This window comes from Variovorax boronicumulans, from assembly GCF_019352895.1.
Classification (GTDB): Bacteria; Pseudomonadota; Gammaproteobacteria; order Burkholderiales; family Burkholderiaceae_C; genus Variovorax; species Variovorax boronicumulans_A.
This window is the reverse complement of sequence record NZ_JAAAFX010000007.1, coordinates 275,905-291,121: the sequence shown is the minus strand read 5'-3', so window position 1 is coordinate 291,121 and position 15,217 is coordinate 275,905. Positions and strand designations below refer to the sequence as shown.

General features: G+C 70.6%; 13 protein-coding genes. 5 read left to right on the top strand and 8 right to left on the bottom strand.

Annotation, left to right across the window (positions count from 1 at the left end):
- From K0H49_RS16335 to K0H49_RS16300, 8 genes are all read right to left on the bottom strand, one after another.
- On the bottom strand, positions 1–903 hold a 903-nt coding region (locus K0H49_RS16335), incomplete at its 3' end, for an ATP-binding cassette domain-containing protein (RefSeq protein WP_219214592.1).
- Entirely contained in the window at positions 900–2,003 is a 1,104-nt protein-coding gene (locus K0H49_RS16330) for a C45 family autoproteolytic acyltransferase/hydolase (protein WP_219214590.1), read from the bottom strand. The genes K0H49_RS16335 and K0H49_RS16330, both read right to left, overlap by 4 nt.
- A 19-nt stretch (positions 2,004–2,022) precedes the next feature.
- Complete coding sequence (locus K0H49_RS16325; RefSeq protein WP_219214588.1) at positions 2,023–2,916, bottom strand: ABC transporter permease; 894 nt, start codon at positions 2,914–2,916, stop codon at positions 2,023–2,025.
- Between the two features lie 2 nt (positions 2,917–2,918).
- Positions 2,919–3,890: an ABC transporter permease gene (locus tag K0H49_RS16320; protein ID WP_219214586.1), complete on the bottom strand. Its 972-nt coding sequence runs from the start codon at positions 3,888–3,890 to the stop codon at positions 2,919–2,921.
- 15 nt (positions 3,891–3,905) lie between these two features.
- Positions 3,906–5,579 carry a peptide ABC transporter substrate-binding protein gene (locus K0H49_RS16315; RefSeq protein WP_219214585.1) on the bottom strand — a complete coding sequence of 558 codons (1,674 nt, stop codon included), beginning with the start codon at positions 5,577–5,579 and terminating at the stop codon, positions 3,906–3,908.
- 87 nt (positions 5,580–5,666) lie between these two features.
- Positions 5,667–6,518: an alpha/beta fold hydrolase gene (locus tag K0H49_RS16310; protein ID WP_257624917.1), complete on the bottom strand. Its 852-nt coding sequence runs from the start codon at positions 6,516–6,518 to the stop codon at positions 5,667–5,669.
- Between the two features lie 37 nt (positions 6,519–6,555).
- Complete coding sequence (locus tag K0H49_RS16305; RefSeq protein WP_257624916.1) at positions 6,556–7,542, bottom strand: alpha/beta hydrolase fold domain-containing protein; 987 nt, start codon at positions 7,540–7,542, stop codon at positions 6,556–6,558.
- 13 nt (positions 7,543–7,555) lie between these two features.
- Positions 7,556–8,866 carry an aspartate aminotransferase family protein gene (locus tag K0H49_RS16300; RefSeq protein ID WP_219215476.1) on the bottom strand — a complete coding sequence of 437 codons (1,311 nt, stop codon included), beginning with the start codon at positions 8,864–8,866 and terminating at the stop codon, positions 7,556–7,558.
- Between the two features lie 279 nt (positions 8,867–9,145).
- Here K0H49_RS16300 and K0H49_RS16295 point away from each other — a divergent pair, with 279 nt between their 5' ends.
- The 5 genes from K0H49_RS16295 to K0H49_RS16275 all read left to right on the top strand — a co-directional run bounded on the left by K0H49_RS16295 (position 9,146) and on the right by K0H49_RS16275 (position 15,217).
- A complete protein-coding gene (locus K0H49_RS16295) occupies positions 9,146–10,084 on the top strand; it encodes a GntR family transcriptional regulator (RefSeq protein WP_219214582.1) in 939 nt (312 codons plus the stop codon).
- Positions 10,081–11,319 carry a serine hydrolase domain-containing protein gene (locus K0H49_RS16290; RefSeq protein ID WP_219214579.1) on the top strand — a complete coding sequence of 413 codons (1,239 nt, stop codon included), beginning with the start codon at positions 10,081–10,083 and terminating at the stop codon, positions 11,317–11,319. Before K0H49_RS16295 ends, K0H49_RS16290 begins: the two co-directional genes overlap by 4 nt.
- 29 nt (positions 11,320–11,348) lie before the next feature.
- On the top strand, positions 11,349–11,984 hold the full coding sequence (locus tag K0H49_RS16285; RefSeq protein ID WP_219214576.1) for an FMN-binding negative transcriptional regulator: 636 nt from the start codon (positions 11,349–11,351) through the stop codon (positions 11,982–11,984).
- Positions 11,985–12,141: 157 nt separating this feature from the next.
- Entirely contained in the window at positions 12,142–13,596 is a 1,455-nt protein-coding gene (locus tag K0H49_RS16280; protein ID WP_219214574.1) for an alpha/beta hydrolase family protein, read from the top strand.
- A 232-nt stretch (positions 13,597–13,828) separates the two neighbouring features.
- The gene (locus K0H49_RS16275; protein ID WP_219214571.1) at positions 13,829–15,217 is read left to right on the top strand and encodes an LLM class flavin-dependent oxidoreductase; all 1,389 of its coding nucleotides are present in this window, start codon (positions 13,829–13,831) and stop codon (positions 15,215–15,217) included.

Genomic DNA, 15,217 nt, shown 5'->3' with positions numbered 1-15,217 from the left:
CATGCGCAGCCCTTCGACCTCCACCGCCACCGGGTCGTCCGGGCCACGCACGGGGCGTGCGTGCTGCGCCGGCCGGCCGATGTCGGGCACGCTGTCGAGCAGCTTGCGGGTGTAGGGATCGGTGGGGTTCGACAGCACCGCGCGTGCCGTGCCGCGCTCGAGCACGCGGCCCAGCCGCATCACCACCACTTCGTCGGCCATCTCGGAGACCACGCCCAGGTCGTGCGTGATGAAGATCAGCGCGGCGTTCAGCTCCTTCTGCAGCCGGCGCATCAGCGCCAGCACCTGCGCCTGCACGATCACGTCGAGCGCGGTGGTCGGCTCGTCGGCGATCAGCAGCCTCGGCTCGCAGGACAGCGCCATGGCGATCATCACGCGCTGGCGCATGCCGCCGGACAGCTCGTGCGGATAGACGCGCATCCGGGCGGCCGGGTCGGCGATCTCGACCCGGTCGAGCCAGCGCCGGGCCTCGGCCCAGGCCGCGTCACGCGACAGGCCGCGATGGAACATCAGGCCTTCGCTCAACTGGTCGCCCACCGTCAGCACCGGGTTGAGCGAGGTCATCGGGTCCTGGAACACCACGCCGATCTCGGCCCCGCGCAGCAGCCGCAGCGGCTCGCGCGGCAGGGCCAGCAGGTCGACGGTGCGCCCCGCCTTGGTCTGGAACATCGCCGTGCCGCCGCGCAGCCGCGTGAGGTCGGCTGGCAGCAGGCCGGTGAGCGCCAGCGTGGACACGCTCTTGCCCGAGCCCGATTCGCCCACCACCGCCAGGCAGCGCCCGGCATGCGCATCGAAGTCGATGCCGTGCACCACGTCGTTCACCACCCGGTCGACCTCGAAGGCGATGCGCAGGCCGCGCACCGACAGCACGGGCTCGGCATCGCCCAGCGGCACCGCGCTCATGCGGACACTCCCTGGCGCGACAGCGTGAAGCCCAGCGCCTCGAAGGCGTGTTCGTGCGGCGGCCCCTTGGCCACCCAGAGCTGGCCCGACGCCGGTGCGGCGATGGCGCAGGCCACGCTCATCACCTGCTCCTGCCCGTCGCCGGGCGCGCGGCTGATGCAGTGCGGCCAGCCGACGCGGTCGCGCGCGATCGCCTGCAGGCCCTCGATGGTGTGGCGGCCCACGCCCTCGCGCAGCAGCGTGTCCATGCGCGCGTGGCGCTGGCGCGAGTTGTAGAGGAAGGCGTCCGAGGCGCGCTCTTCCGACAGCAGCGACGGTGCGACATAGTGGTTCGCATGCGCCAGCACACCGCCCTGCGGCGACAGCGCCGCATCGCGCGTGACCGTGGTCTCGAGGTCGACGATGGCGCCGGCCGCGTCGGCCATCAGCAGGTTGCGCGACGAGGCGCGCGTCACGCTCCGGACGCGGGCAAGTGCCGCATCGACCCGGCCCTCCAGCATCGCGATGCGCGACAGGAAGTAGCGCGGCATGCCCATGCGCCAGCCGTCGCAATGCAGGTAGTTGGCGAAGCAGCACAGGCCGCGGTCGTTGACGCCGATGTACGACAGCTGGCCGGCGGGCGTGAACATCAGCACCGCGGGCTGGTCGTCGGGCGCGAACTCGACCACCACGCCGAGGTCGAGGTAGGCGGTCGGCAGGTCGGCGATCTGGCCCGCGTAGGTCCGGCCGTCGGCCGCGGCCGACGGTGCCACCGCCAGCGTGGTGCATTCGGGCTCGGGCCGGCGCGAACGGCTGGGACTCAGCTCGGCGCGCAGCTGCAGCAGGTAGGCCTGCCCCAAGGTGAGGCCGGCGCCTTCGGCCAGGCCCTGGATCTCCTCGTCGAAGAAGGCCGCGCCGGCCAGCACATGCGGCCGGTAGGCCAGCGCCTGGGCATGTGCCTCCTCGGCCGAGCCGCCGCGCAATTGCAGCACGCCGGCCTCGGCGCGCGCATGGTGGGTGCGGATCAGCGCGCGACAGCTCTCGCCATAGGCACGGCCGATGGCGCGGTGGCTGCCGGCGAAACGGAACACCGGAAAGAAGTCGTTCTTCAGGGAGGTCATGGGGTGGCTTCCGAAACAGTCAGCGGGCACGCGGATCGAAGGCATCGCGCAGGCCGTCGCCGAGAAAGTTGACGCACAGCACGGTGAGGAAAATCATCATCCCGGGGAAGAAGCCGCGCCACCACTGGCCCTCGCGGATCACCGGGATCTGCGCCTCCTGCAGCATCCGGCCCCAGGTGGCGTCGGGCGGCTGGAAGCCCAGCCCTAGGAAGGACAGCGTCGACTCGGCCAGGATCGCCACCGCCACATTGAGCGTGGCCGACACGAGGATCGCGCCCAGCACGTTGGGGATCAGGTGCCTCACCACCACCCGCCAGTGGCTCGCGCCCAGCACGTGCGCGGCCTCGATGAACTCCTGGCGCCGCAGCGTCTGCACGCTGGCGCGGATCAGGCGTGCGGTGCCCATCCAGTTGAGCAGCGCCAGCGTGACAACGATGCTCCAGAAGCTCACGCCGACCATCGCCACCACCACGATCAGCACGAACAGGCCGGGCACCGAATAGAAGGCGTCGACCGTGCGCATCAGCGCGCTGTCGACCCAGCCGCCCACATAGCCCGCGATCGCGCCGACGGCCACGCCCAGGACCATGGTGAGCGCCATCGTGGCCAGGCCGGCGCTCAGCGACAGCCGCCCGCCGATCAGCACGCGCGCGAACTGGTCGCGGCCCAGCTCGTCGGTGCCCATCCAGTGGCGCCAGCTCGGTGCCAGGTCGCGGGCCGCGAGGTCGATCCGGTTGGCGTCGAAGCTGCCGAAGAAGGGGCCGACCATGCAGGCCGCCACGATGCACAGCAGCAGCAAGGCGCTGAACATCGCCAGCCGGTGGCGCAGCAGCCGGCGCAGCACGCGCGAGCGCACCGGCGCGGCGGGAGCCTGCGGCGCATCGGGGAGGGAGAGGGAAGAGACAGAGGCCACGGTCATTCCTTGCCCAACGCGATGCGCGGGTCGAGCCAGCCGCACAGCAGGTCGGCCACCAGGTTGGAGACGACCACCAGCACCGAGGCGATGACCAGGATGCCCATGAGCACCGGGTAGTCGCGCACCTGCACGGAGTCGATGAAGAGCCGGCCCACGCCCGGCAACGCGAAGATCGTCTCGATCACCACCGAGCCGATGAACAGCCGCGGCAGCTCCATCGCAAACATCGTGACCACCGGGATCAGCGCGTTGCGCAGCGCATGCTTGCCGATCACCGTGCGTGCGGGCAGGCCCTTGGAGCGCACGGTGCGGATGTAGTCCTGCTCCAGCGTGTCGAGCATCGAGCCGCGCATGAAGCGCACCAGCCCCGCCACCGTGACCAGCGTGAAGCAGGTCACGGGCAGCGCCAGGTAGCGCAGGCGCTCGGCCACCGCGGCCCATCCCTCGGTCGAGGCCCGGATGTCGCCCAGCCCGGCGCTCGGCAGCCAGCCGAGGTTGAAGCTGAACACATAGAGCAGCATCAGCGCGAGCCAGAAGATCGGCATCGAGATGCCGGAGATCGACACGCCGGTGATGGCGTAGTCGATCCAGCTGCGCTTGCGCAACGCGGCCAGGGTGCCGAGCGGAATCACCAGCACGATCGACAGCAGCAGCGAGAGGCCGGTGAGCTGCAGCGTGGCCGGCAGGCGCTGCAGGATCAGCTCCAGCACCGGCTGCCCGCTGTTGAAGGAGCTGCCCCACTCGCCCTGGAGCAACTGGCCCAGCCAGCGCACGAACTGCAGGTGCACGGGCTGGTCCAGGCCCCATTGCACCCGCATGCGGCTCATGGCTTCCTCGGCCGTGCCGCCGCCGCCCTCGCCGGTGGACAGGGGACCGCCGGGCGCGGCCTGCAGCAGCGCGAAGACGAAAGCGGTGATCAGCACCAGCAGCGGGATGCTGCCGAGGATGCGGCGCAGGGAATAGCGGAACATCGGGGTGCCCGTCGCTTACTTGGCGATGTACCAGTCGGCGCTCTGCGGCCAGATGCCGTTCCAGCTGACCGACTTCACCCCACCCAGCCGCTTCGACCAGGCCGTGCCCCAGGCCGAGCTGTACAGCGGCAGCGCCGGCCGGTCGGCGGCGAAGCGCCGCGCGGCCTGGGTGTAGAGCTTGCGGCGCTCGCCCATGTCGATGATCGAGGCCGCCTGGTCGACCACGCGGTCGTATTCGGCGTTCGAATAGAACATGAAGTTCAGGCCCTCCACATGCTCGGCCGACGGGATCTGGCGGCTCGTGAACTTGCCGGCCCAACCCACCGGGTCGACCACATAGCCGTCGCGGCTCATCGCGATGTCGAAGTTGCCGCGCTTCATCAGCCCGCCGTCCTTGTAGCCGCCCATCAGTACGGTCGAGGGCACGTTCTGGATCTTGATCTCGATGCCCACGTCTTTGAGGTTCTGCTGGATCAGCTGCTGGTAGAGTTCGCGGGTCCGGTCGCCCGAGATGGTCTGGAAGCGCAGGCTGGCACGCACGTTGTTGCGCACCCGCACGCCGTCGGCGCCCTTCTTCCAGCCCGCGGCCTCGAGCACCTGGCTGGCCTTGGCCGGGTCGTAGGGCGTGACCGGAATGTCGACCGCGGCCCAGCCCGAGTAGAGGAAGGAACCGGTCAGCTGGCCGAGCCCGCCGAACACCTGGTCGATGATCTGCTGGCGGTTGATGGCGCGGTCCATGGCTTCGCGCACCGCCGGGTCGCCCAGCACCGGATGCGGGCGCTTCGAATCGCCGTTGCTGGCGTTGTTGAGCCACAGCCATTCGACCCACGACTTCGAACCCTGCATCGCGATCTCGATCGGATTGCCGTCCTTCTGCGCCTTGATCAGCGTCGGCAGGTCGCCGGTGGTCGGGAAGAACAGCGTGTCGACCTCGCCGCGCAGCAGGCCCTGCATCGCGACCTCGCGGTTGGGGATGATCTTGAGCACGATCTGGTCGAGGTAGGGCTTGCCCGCCTGCCGGTAGTGCGGATTGCGCACCAGCACGATGGCATCGCCGGTGCGCCATTCCTTGACCACGAAGGGCCCGGTGCCCAGCGGCAGCCGCGACTGCGCATGCACCTGCGTCAGCACCGGGCTGTCGAACTTGTGCTTGGGCAGCACGATGTTGAAGAGTTCGAGGTAGCCCGGATTCGGGCGCTTCATCTTCACCACGAAGTTGAGCGCATCGACCGCGGTCACCGACTCGATCTGCTGCCAGGCGGGCGTGATGGCGTCACCGGCCGGGGTGCTGGCGGGGTTGCTGTAGGCCTCGAAGGTGAACACGTAGTCGGCCGAGGTCAGCGGCTGGCCGTCGGACCACTTGAGGCCCGGGCGCAGCGTGTAGCGCACGCTCAGCGAGTCGGCCGAGATCGCGCCGTTGGCCTGGGTCGGCAGCTGCGCCGCGAGCAGCGGCAGGTAGTTGCCCTGCTCGTCCGGATCGAACAGCCCCTCGACCACCATCCGGCCCAGCAGGGCGCCGGTCTGGCCCGTGAGGAAGCGGTTGAAGCTGCCGGGTTCCTGGATCAGCGCGATGACGGCGGTCCCGCCGGCCTTGGGCGCGGGCTGGGCCAGCGCCAGCGGCGCGGCGAGGGCCAGGCACGCGGCGGTGCCCAATGCGAGGGCGGCCCGGCGAAAGAGTTGGCGCAGCATGGTCTTGATCGTCCTTCTGTGTGAACTGTCTGTGGGTGGGGAACAGGGAAAACAGGGTGCGCGCCGCGCCGCGTCAGGGCGGCCGCGTCATGGCGCGCGCTCGCGCGCCGCGCGCATCACGTCGGCGAAGAAGGCCTGCACCGTGGGCAGCACGGGCGCGGTCCGGTGCGCCACGCCGGGCACGATGTCGAAGCGCACCGCGATGCCGTGGCGCTCCCACGAGGCCTGCAGCGCGCGCAGCCGACCGATGCGGTGCGTGCCCTCGTCGTTGACGCCGGGGATGTGGAAAGGGCTGTCGGGCGCGATGCCGATCTCCCAGGTCTGGGTGTCCTGCGCGCCCACCACCATCTGCACCGGCACCCGGCGCAGCGCGTCGAGGTCGACCGCGTGGCCGAAGCGCTCCTCCAGATCGCCCACGCCGCGCCAGGCCGGCGCCTCGAAGTCCAGCAGCGTGACCAGGCCGGGCGCGCCGATCGACACGCCGGTCAGGCGCTGCGGATGCAGGTAGGCGAAGCGGTGGCTGAAGTGCCCGCCGCCGGAGAAGCCGAAGAGCATGAAGTTGCGCGCGCTGCGCCACTTGGCTGCCACCTCGTCGACGATCTGCAGCAGCACGCGGTCGTAGCGCACGCCCGCGAAGTCCAGGTACTTGTAGCCGTTGAGATCGCCCGCCTCGCCCATGCCGACCGGGAACAGCGGCGCCACCACGATGCACTGGTGCGTCTCGCAGAAGTCCTCGAAGGCGTCGCGGTACATGTGCGGCCAGCGCTCGGTGCCATGCACCAGCACGATCAGCGGGTATTCGCGCGTCGCGTCCTCGTCGTAGCTCTGCGGCACGTACATGCAGTACGAGAAGCGGGCGTCGGCCTGCAGCGCGTAGTACGGCGTGGCACCCCAGTCGTAGTAGCTCAGCAGGCGGCCGTTGCCGGGCGTGTTTCTCATGGATCGGTCTCCTGTCTTCCTGTTCTTCTCGTGGCGATCAGCGCCGGGCCAGGCGCTGCAGCCACTCGGCCGAGTCGTCGAAGGCGCGGCCGGCCACGTCGGCGACGGACACCGACTCCAGGAAGCCATGGATGGTCCCGTGGTACAGCGTCGACTGCACCTCGACGCCCGCGGCGGCCAGCTTTTCGGCCATCTGCACGCTGTCGTCCTGCAGCGGATCGCATTCGGTGATCACGAAGAAGGCCGGCGGCAGGCCTTCGAGCTGCGCGTGGAGGCTGGCCATGCGCGGGTCGGTGAAGTCCTTCGCGTCGCGCAGGTACAGGCCCTGGAACCAGGCCCGCATGTGCAGCGACAGGCCGTACTCGCCGGCGCCGTAGCGCAGCGCCGATTCGCTCAGCAGTTCGGTGGTGTAGACGCCGTAGTTCAGCAGCATGCCCCGCGGCAGCCGCGCGCCTTCGTCGCGCAGCGTCAGGCAGGTGCCCACGCTGAGGTTGGCGCCCGCCGAATCGCCGCCGATGAAGAGCTGCGTGGGGTCGATGTCCAGCGATGCCGCATGGTCCGCGAGCCAGTGCATCAGGTCGACGCATTCGTCCAGCGGCTGCGGGAAATGCGCCTCGGGGGCCAGCGTGTAGTCGATGCCGATCACCACGATGCCGGCGCGCTCCGCGTACTCGCGCATCACGCGGTCGTGGGTGTCGAGGCTGAACATCACGAAGCCGCCGCCATGCGCATAGACCATCGCGCCGGGCAGCGTGCGCTGCGCCGGGTAGTAGATGCGGATGCGCACCTCGCCGTGGCGCGTGGGCACCTGCCGCTCCACCGTGCGCGCCATCGCCGGCCCGCCCTCGGCCCAGGGCGCGCGCAGCACTTCCGCGTTGCGCCGGCCCTCCTCGATCGAGATGGTGTGGCGCCGCGGCGCATTGGCCGCCGCCGCGCCCATGCGGCGCATGCATTCGATGATCTGCGGGTCGAGCGCGGGTGCGGGGCGGGGGGTGACCCACTCGATGGGCATCGGTGTTCTCATGGAAAAAGGCTCCTCAGGCGGATGGTTGGTCGACGGTGTTCAGGATGGCGGTGCGCAATGCATCGACGATCTCGTCGATCTGCGCGCGCGAGATGGTGAAAGGCGGCGACAGCGCGATGGTGTCGCCCACGGCGCGCACCATGACGCCGCGCGCCAGGCACTGCTGCGCCACCGCCTGGCCGCGCGTCGTCGTGCCGCCCGCGTAGGGCGCCAGCTCGACGCCGGCCAGCAGCCCGAGGTTGCGCACGTCGATCACGCCCGGCAGGCCGCGCAGCGAATGCAGGCCGTCTTCCAGGTACGGCGACAGCGCCGCGGCCTGCGCGATCAGGCCGTCCTCGAGGTAGGCATCGAGCGTGGCCGAGGCCGCGGCGCAGGCCAGCGGATGGCCGGAATAGGTGTAGCCGTGCAGCAGTTCGACGCTGCCCGCCGCGCCGTGCATGAAGGCGTCGTGCACGCCGTCGCGCACCAGCACCGCGCCCATCGGCACCGCGCCGTTGCTCAGGCCCTTGGCGGCGGTGATCAGGTCGGGCAGCACGCCCGTCAGGTCGGCGGCGAAGTTCCCGCCGAGCCGCCCGAAACCGGTGATCACCTCGTCGAAGATCAGCAGCACGCCGTGACGGTCGCAGATCTCGCGCAGCCGGCGCAGGTAGCCCTGCGGCGGCGGCAGCACGCCGGTCGAGCCGGCCACGGGCTCGACGATCAGCGCCGCGACCGTCGACGGGTCGTGCAGCACCAGCATCGCCTCCAGCGCATCCGCCTTCTCGATCCCGTAGGCCGGCTCGCCCCGCGAGAAGGCATTGCGCACCGGATCGTGCGTGGTCGGCAGGTGATCGACGCCGTTGAGCAGCGGCCCGAATGTGCTGCGCTGGCGACCGATGCCGCTGACCGAGATGCCGCCGAAGCTCACGCCGTGGTAGTCGCGCTCGCGGCCGATCAGGCGGTAGCGCCCGGCGTCGCCGCGGGCCCGGTGGTAGGCCACGGCGATCTTCAGCGCGGTGTCGACCGACTCCGAACCCGAGTTGGTGAAGAACACATGGTTGAGGTCACCGGGCGCGAAGTCCGCCAGCCGGGCGGCCAGCTCGAAGGCCGCCGGATGACCGCTCTGGAAATTCGAGGCGTAGTCCAGCACGTCGATCTGGGCCTTGAGCGCGGCCGTGACGCGCGGGTTGCGGTGGCCGGCATTCACGCACCAGAGGCCGGCGATGGCGTCCAGCACCAGGCGGCCGTCGGCCAGCCGGTAGTGCATGCCCTCGGCGCCGACGATCAGCTGCGGCGACTGCTTGAACTTGCGGTTGGCCGTGAAGGGCATCCAGAACGCGCCCATGGGCGGGGTGCCGACCAGGGCCGGATGGTCGACCGCGGGAGCGGACAGGGAGGAAAAAGGCCGGGAAGACGGGTGAGAAGACGGATGGGAAGACGGTGCTTGCGCGATGACCATGAGACGGTTTCTCCGTTGTGACGAACCCGTCAATGGGTCCGCGTCGGAACCATCTTAAAAATGTAAATTGTTTTTTCGTCATCATTTGTACATGATTTTTCTGTGCGAAAAGTACAAATGCAAAGCGATGATCGTGCCATCCACGTGGCTCCGGAATCCCTCTTCATGGCCGACGAAACACCTCCCGCGATCCCGCCCCTGACCCAGCGCGTGAGCCGCTACGTCCTCGACCAGGCGCTGGCCGGCGGCTACGGCAGCGGCCACCACCTGACCGAGTCCGAACTGGCCACCCGGCTGAGCATCTCGCGCACGCCGGTGCGCGCCGCGCTGCGCTTCCTGCACGAGCGCCAGCTGCTCGACCACCAGCCCAACCGCGGCTACACGCTCAGCGCCGACCGCGAGGCGCTCGAGCGCGCCCGCCAGGCGATGCCGGAAGACGAGGAGAAGAAGCTCTACTACAACCTGCTGCGCGACCGCCTCGCGGGCAAGCTGCCGGCCCGCATCCACGAACTCGAGATCGCCAAGACCTACCGCGTGGCGCCCGCCCTGCTGCAGAGCGTGCTGACCGCGCTGCTGCAGGACGGCGTGCTCAGCGGGCGCCAGTACCGGCGCTGGGAGTTCAGCGAGACCCTCGACTCGGTCGAGAGCGAGCGCGAGAGCTACCGCTTCCGCATCACCGTCGAGTGCGCCGGCCTGCGCGAGCCCGGCTTCCGCATCGACCGCGAGCGGCTACAGGTCTGCCGCGAGCGCCAGCGCGCCTTCCTCAAGCACGCCACCATCCACTCGTGGCTGGACTTCTTCGATGCCAACGCCCAGCTGCACGAGCTGCTGGCCAGTGCCTCGGGAAACCGCTTCATCCTCGGCGCGGTGCAGCAGCAGAACCGGCTGCGCCGCATCTCCGACCTGTCGGACTACCCGCTGGTCGACATCGACATGCTTCACCAGTCCTGCCAGGAACACCTGGAGATCCTGGACGCGGTGGAAGACAACGACCTGGCCACCGCCGAACGCCACATGCGCGCGCACCTCGGGCGCGCCAGCGACATCCTGGAGCGCCGCGTGATCGGCGCGCTGGGCCTCCCTTTGCAGCAAGGACCGACATGAACGCAGGTGCAGACACGACCCTTCCCCTCAACGACGCGCTGACGCGCGGCTGGCGCGCGGGCTTCCCGCCGAATCCCGCGGCGCCGGTGCGGCCGCGCGAGCGCTCGATCTTTCAGTTCCCGGAAAGCCGCTGGGCCTTCTCGCACCTGCGCGAGCTGCAGCCCACGCGCAACGTGTCGCGCGGCAGCGGGCCGGCCTCGCCCCTGGCGCGCGCCGAGCGCGACGACCTCGACGCGGTGCGCTTCACGCCGCTCGAGCCCGGCATGGCCACCACCTGGGCCGATGCGCTCGCGGCCGTGCATGCCGACGGCGTGGTGGTGCTGCACCGCGGAAAGATCGTGCAGGAGCGCTACTTCGGCGCCCTGCGCGACGACGGCCAGCACATGGCGATGTCGGTCACCAAGTCGGTGGTCGGCACGCTGGGCGCGATGTTCGCGGCCAGCGGCGAGCTCGACCCGCAGGCGGACGTGACGCACTACCTGCCCGAGCTGCGCGACAGCGCCTTCGGCAGCGCCACCGTGCGCCAGGTGATGGACATGACGACCGCGCTCGACTACTCGGAGGACTACACTGAAGCCGACGCCAGCGTGTGGCGCTATGCGCGCGCGGGCGAATTGCTGCCGCGCGGCCCGGGCTATGCGGGGCCCGAGGGCTTTCGCCAGTTCCTGCAGACCGTTCCGCCGCGCGGCACGCACGGCGAGGGCTTCGCCTACTGCACCGTCAACACCGACGTGCTCGGCTGGCTGGTCAGCCGGGTCGCGGGCCAGCCGCTGGCCGAGGTGCTCAGCGAACGGATCTGGCGCCGGCTCGGCGCCGAGCAGGACGCCGCCTTCGCGCTCGACGGCCAGGGTGCGGAGTCGGCCGGCGGTGGCCTCGCGACCGGCCTGCGCGACCTGGCGCGGCTGGGCGAGATGATGCGGCTCGGTGGCGCCTTCAACGGCGCGCAGATCGTGCCCGAAGCCGTGGTGGCCGACATCCGCGCGGGCGCCGATCCGGCCCGCTTCGCGCATGCCGGCTACACCCGGCTCGCGGGCTGGAGCTACCGCAACATGTGGTGGGTGGCGCACGACCCGCACGGCACCTTCACGGCCCAGGGCATCCATGGCCAGCTGCTGCACATCGACCCGGTCGCGGAGATGGTGGTGGCGCGCTTCGCTTCGCATCCGGTGGCCGCCCAGGCCCACCTGCCCACCGTGATGCCGGCGCTGCGCGCGCTGGCCGAACGCCTCGCCTGAACACACACCTTCGTCATCGACACCACGCCATGTACACCCCCGCCCCCTACCGCGAATACGACCTGGACCGCCTGCATGCCGGCATCCGCGCCTGGAGCTTCGCCACCCTCGTCACGGTCGGCGCCGAGGGCCCCCAGGTCAGCCACCTGCCCTTCCTGCTCGACCCGCAACCCGAAGGTCCGGGCCTGCTGACCACCCACCTGTCGAAGCGCAACCCGCAGTACCAGGACCTGCTGGCGGGCGCCGAGGCGCTGGTGATCTTCCAGGGCCCGCATGCCTTCATCTCGCCCAGCTGGTACGTGCAGCAGAGCACCTTCCCGACCTGGAACTACGCCGCCATCCATGCGCGCGGCACGCCGCGCGTGATGGAGGACACGCGGGCCCTGCATGCGGTGCTGCGCCGCACCGTCGCGCACTACGACACGCCGCTGGGCGGCAGCTGGGACTTCGATGCCATGCCCTTCGACTACGTCGAGCCGCGGCTGGGCCTGATCGCGGCGGTCGAGATTCCGCTGCGCTCGCTGCAGGGCAAGTTCAAGTTCAACCAGGACCGCTCGCCCGAAGACCAGCGCGGCGTGATCGCGGCGCTCGAGGGCCTGGGCGAGGCGCAAGGCGTGGCGGTGGCGCAGGTGATGCGCGACGCGCTGGGCACCGCGCGCGCCTGAGGCCTTCTGTCGCCCAGGCGATAGCGGTCCCGGGTAAGCCCGGGGTGATGCGGCAGCCCCTCGCCCTAGGCTGTGGCCGACTCGGCTGCAGGCGCGCTCGGACATGGTCTTCGCCCCGCGGTCGGGTGGCCCATCCCCCACGTACGGAGACATCCCGATGCCCATGACAAGAAGCGCCCCCCTGCTGGCCCTGACCGCGACGCTGGCCCTGGCCGCCTGCGGCGGCGGCGGCGATTCCGCGTCCGCCCCCGAGGAAACCCGCGCGCAGGACAGCCGCAACAGCTTCGCCCCGGTCGACCCGACGGCCAAGACCTTCGCCGCCCTGCCGGCCGCGGGCGACACCGTCGACCCGGCCACCACCAGCCGCTGGGCCGGGGTGCTGGGCGGCGCGGCCTACCGCGTCGAAGTGCCGGCCAACTGGAACGGCAAGCTGGTGATGTACGCCCATGGCTACGCGGGCGAAGGCAACGCGCTCGCCGTGACCAACCCGTCGATCCGCCGCTACCTGATCGCCAACGGCTATGCCTGGGCGGCCTCGAGCTACAGCAAGAACTTCTACGATGTGCGGGTGGGCGTGGAAGACACCAACGCCCTGGCGCTGGCCTTCAACCAGATCGCGGCCGCGAATGGCCGCACGCTGGCCAGCCCGACCCGCACCTACATCACCGGCCATTCGATGGGCGGCCACATCACGGCGGCGGCCATCGAGGACGAGGCCCTCGCCACCGCGAGGAACAAGGTCCGCTACAACGGCGCCGTGCCCATGTGCGGCGTGCTGGGCGACACCGAGCTGTTCGACTACTTCGCGGGCGCACAGGTCACGGCGCAGGCGATCGCGGGCGTGGCGAAGAACCCGTTCCGCAACTGGGGCGACGTGCAGGCGCAGGTCACGACCGCGCTGTTCACCCAGTTCCCGACGGCACCGGTCGGCACCACGGCGCTGGGCAACCGCTACAAGTCGGTGCTCAAGAACCTCACCGGCGGCGAGCGTCCGCTGTTCGACCTGGGCCTGGCCTACGGCGGCTCCTTCTCCGCCGTGTGGGGCGTGTTCGGCCGCGACGGCACGGTCAACGGCATCCTCAACAAGGACCTCGTCGACACCCGGCGCTTCACCTACACCATCGACAACGACCCGGCCGGCTCGGCCGCGCTCAATGCCGCCGCGCTCCAGGTCACGGGCCAGGCCGATGCCAACCGGCTGCGCCGCGACGGCCTGCGCTGGATCCCGGTCGCCAACGGCGACTTCAGGATCCCGGTGGTCACGCTGCACACGCTGGGCGACCTCTACGTGCCCTTCAGCATGGAGCAGATCTACAAGAAGCGCGTCGCCGCCAAGGGCAACGACGCCTGGCTGGTGCAGCGCGCGATCCGCGGCGCCACCCACTGCGACTTCACCGTCGCCGAGCAGTCCGAGGCCTTCGACGCCATGATCCGGTGGGAACGCGACGGCGTGAAGCCCAAGGGCGACGACGTGGTGACGCCGGCCACCGTGGCGCAACCGAGCTATGGCTGCAACTTCACCCGCAACACCATCGGCCCCGACGACTCGGCCAGCACCGCGCAGCTGCGCGGACTGATCGCGCAGTCCGGGCTGAACTGCCCGGCGCAGTGACGGCGCGCTGACGCCCGGCCGCGCTTCGATATCCGCCGCGCACATATCGAAGCGCGCAAAGCTTCCTTGGGCGCGCGGCGGCGGCGGCCTAGAGTGGCCCGTCTGCCTCCCGCGGCATCGACGCCCTGGCCCGGCGCATGCCCGCTTCACGGTGCGTGACCTGAGGGCCCATCGGCCCGTCGAGATGCTGCGGTGGCCTCCAGCCCTGCCACCCTCCATGCCCCAAGCACCGATGAGCCGCTCCCCCGCCCCACCGCCCCGCCAACTCCATCTCAACGTCAACATCCTGCACTCGGGCTTCGTGCCTTCGGCCTGGCGCCTGCCCGAGAGCGACCCGCACGCCTTCACCGACGTGCAACACTACATCCGCGTGGCGCAAATCGCCGAGGCCGGCAAGCTCGATGCCGTGTTCCTGGCCGACAACGCGGCCATCATCGACCAGATCCACTTCCGCCCGATCACCGCGCTCGAACCCACGGTGCTGCTGGCCAGCATCGCCGCCGCCACCACGCACATCGGCGTGATCGGCACGGCCTCGACCAGCTACAACGAACCCTTCAACATCGCGCGCCGCTTCGCCACGCTCGACCATGTGAGCGGCGGGCGCGCGGGCTGGAACGTGGTGACCACGGCCGACGTGCCCTCGGCGCGCAACTTCGGCCTCGAGGCTGCCCCCGACCACGCACAGCGCTACGGCCGCGCCAGCGAGTTCACCGACGTCGTCAAGGCGCTGTGGCACAGCTGGGCCAACGACGCCTTCATCGGCGACAAGGCCAGCGGCCGCTTCATCGACCCCGCCAAGGTGCAGCCCATCGCGCACCGCGGCGCGCATTTCTCCGTGGCCGGCGCCTCCACGCTGCCGCGCACGCCGCAGGGCCACCCGGTGCTGGTCCAGGCCGGCGGCTCGTCCGACGGCCGCGAGCTGGCCTCGCGCCATGCCGAGGCGGTGTTTTCGGCCTCGCAATCCTTCGAGGAATCGCTGGCCTACAGCCAGGCGCTGAACCGACGCGCCGCCGAGCTGGGCCGCGGCCCGCACGCGGTGAAGGTGCTCGCGGGCCTGACCACCATCATCGGCGCCACCGAGGCCCAGGCCCGCGCGCGCCGCGATGCGCTGGTCGACCTGATCCCCTGGGACTACAGCCTGGCCCGGCTGGCCGGCATCCTGGGCGTGACGCCCGACCGGCTGCACCTCGACAAGGCCCTGCCCGAGGACCTTTCCCTGCCCGCCGGCGGCAACGGCAACCACACCTTCTTCCAGGCCACGCTGGCCGCCGCGCGCGGCGGCGGCCTCACGGTGCGCCAGCTGGTGCGCGAGCTCGCGGGCGGCGGCGGCCACCGTGTGATCGTCGGCACGCCCGAGCAGATTGCCGACGACATCGAACACTGGTTCAAGGGCGGCGCGGCCGACGGCTTCAACCTGATGCCCGACCAGCTGCCCGACGGGCTGCAGGACTTCGTCGACGGCGTGGTGCCGATCCTGCAGAAGCGCGGCCTGTTCCGCACCGAGTACAGCGGCCGCACGCTGCGCGAACATCTTGGCATCGCGCTGCCGGGCTACCCCGGGCATGTGCCGGCTGCCGACGTGCATCGCGCGGAGGCCGCGCTGGCGCCCGTCGACTGA

Bases quoted from the DNA above. Each gene is read 5' to 3' on its own strand.
- K0H49_RS16295 (WP_219214582.1), top strand. From the start codon at position 9,146: ATGGCCGACGAAACACCTCCCGCGATCCCGCCCCTGACCCAGCGCGTG.
- K0H49_RS16300 (WP_219215476.1), bottom strand. From the start codon at position 8,866: ATGGGCGCGTTCTGGATGCCCTTCACGGCCAACCGCAAGTTCAAGCAG.
- K0H49_RS16310 (WP_257624917.1), bottom strand. From the start codon at position 6,518: ATGAGAAACACGCCCGGCAACGGCCGCCTGCTGAGCTACTACGACTGG.
- K0H49_RS16315 (WP_219214585.1), bottom strand. From the start codon at position 5,579: ATGCTGCGCCAACTCTTTCGCCGGGCCGCCCTCGCATTGGGCACCGCC.
- K0H49_RS16280 (WP_219214574.1), top strand. From the start codon at position 12,142: ATGCCCATGACAAGAAGCGCCCCCCTGCTGGCCCTGACCGCGACGCTG.
- K0H49_RS16275 (WP_219214571.1), top strand. From the start codon at position 13,829: ATGAGCCGCTCCCCCGCCCCACCGCCCCGCCAACTCCATCTCAACGTC.
- K0H49_RS16285 (WP_219214576.1), top strand. From the start codon at position 11,349: ATGTACACCCCCGCCCCCTACCGCGAATACGACCTGGACCGCCTGCAT.
- K0H49_RS16330 (WP_219214590.1), bottom strand. From the start codon at position 2,003: ATGACCTCCCTGAAGAACGACTTCTTTCCGGTGTTCCGTTTCGCCGGC.
- K0H49_RS16320 (WP_219214586.1), bottom strand. From the start codon at position 3,890: ATGTTCCGCTATTCCCTGCGCCGCATCCTCGGCAGCATCCCGCTGCTG.
- K0H49_RS16305 (WP_257624916.1), bottom strand. From the start codon at position 7,542: ATGAGAACACCGATGCCCATCGAGTGGGTCACCCCCCGCCCCGCACCC.
- K0H49_RS16290 (WP_219214579.1), top strand. From the start codon at position 10,081: ATGAACGCAGGTGCAGACACGACCCTTCCCCTCAACGACGCGCTGACG.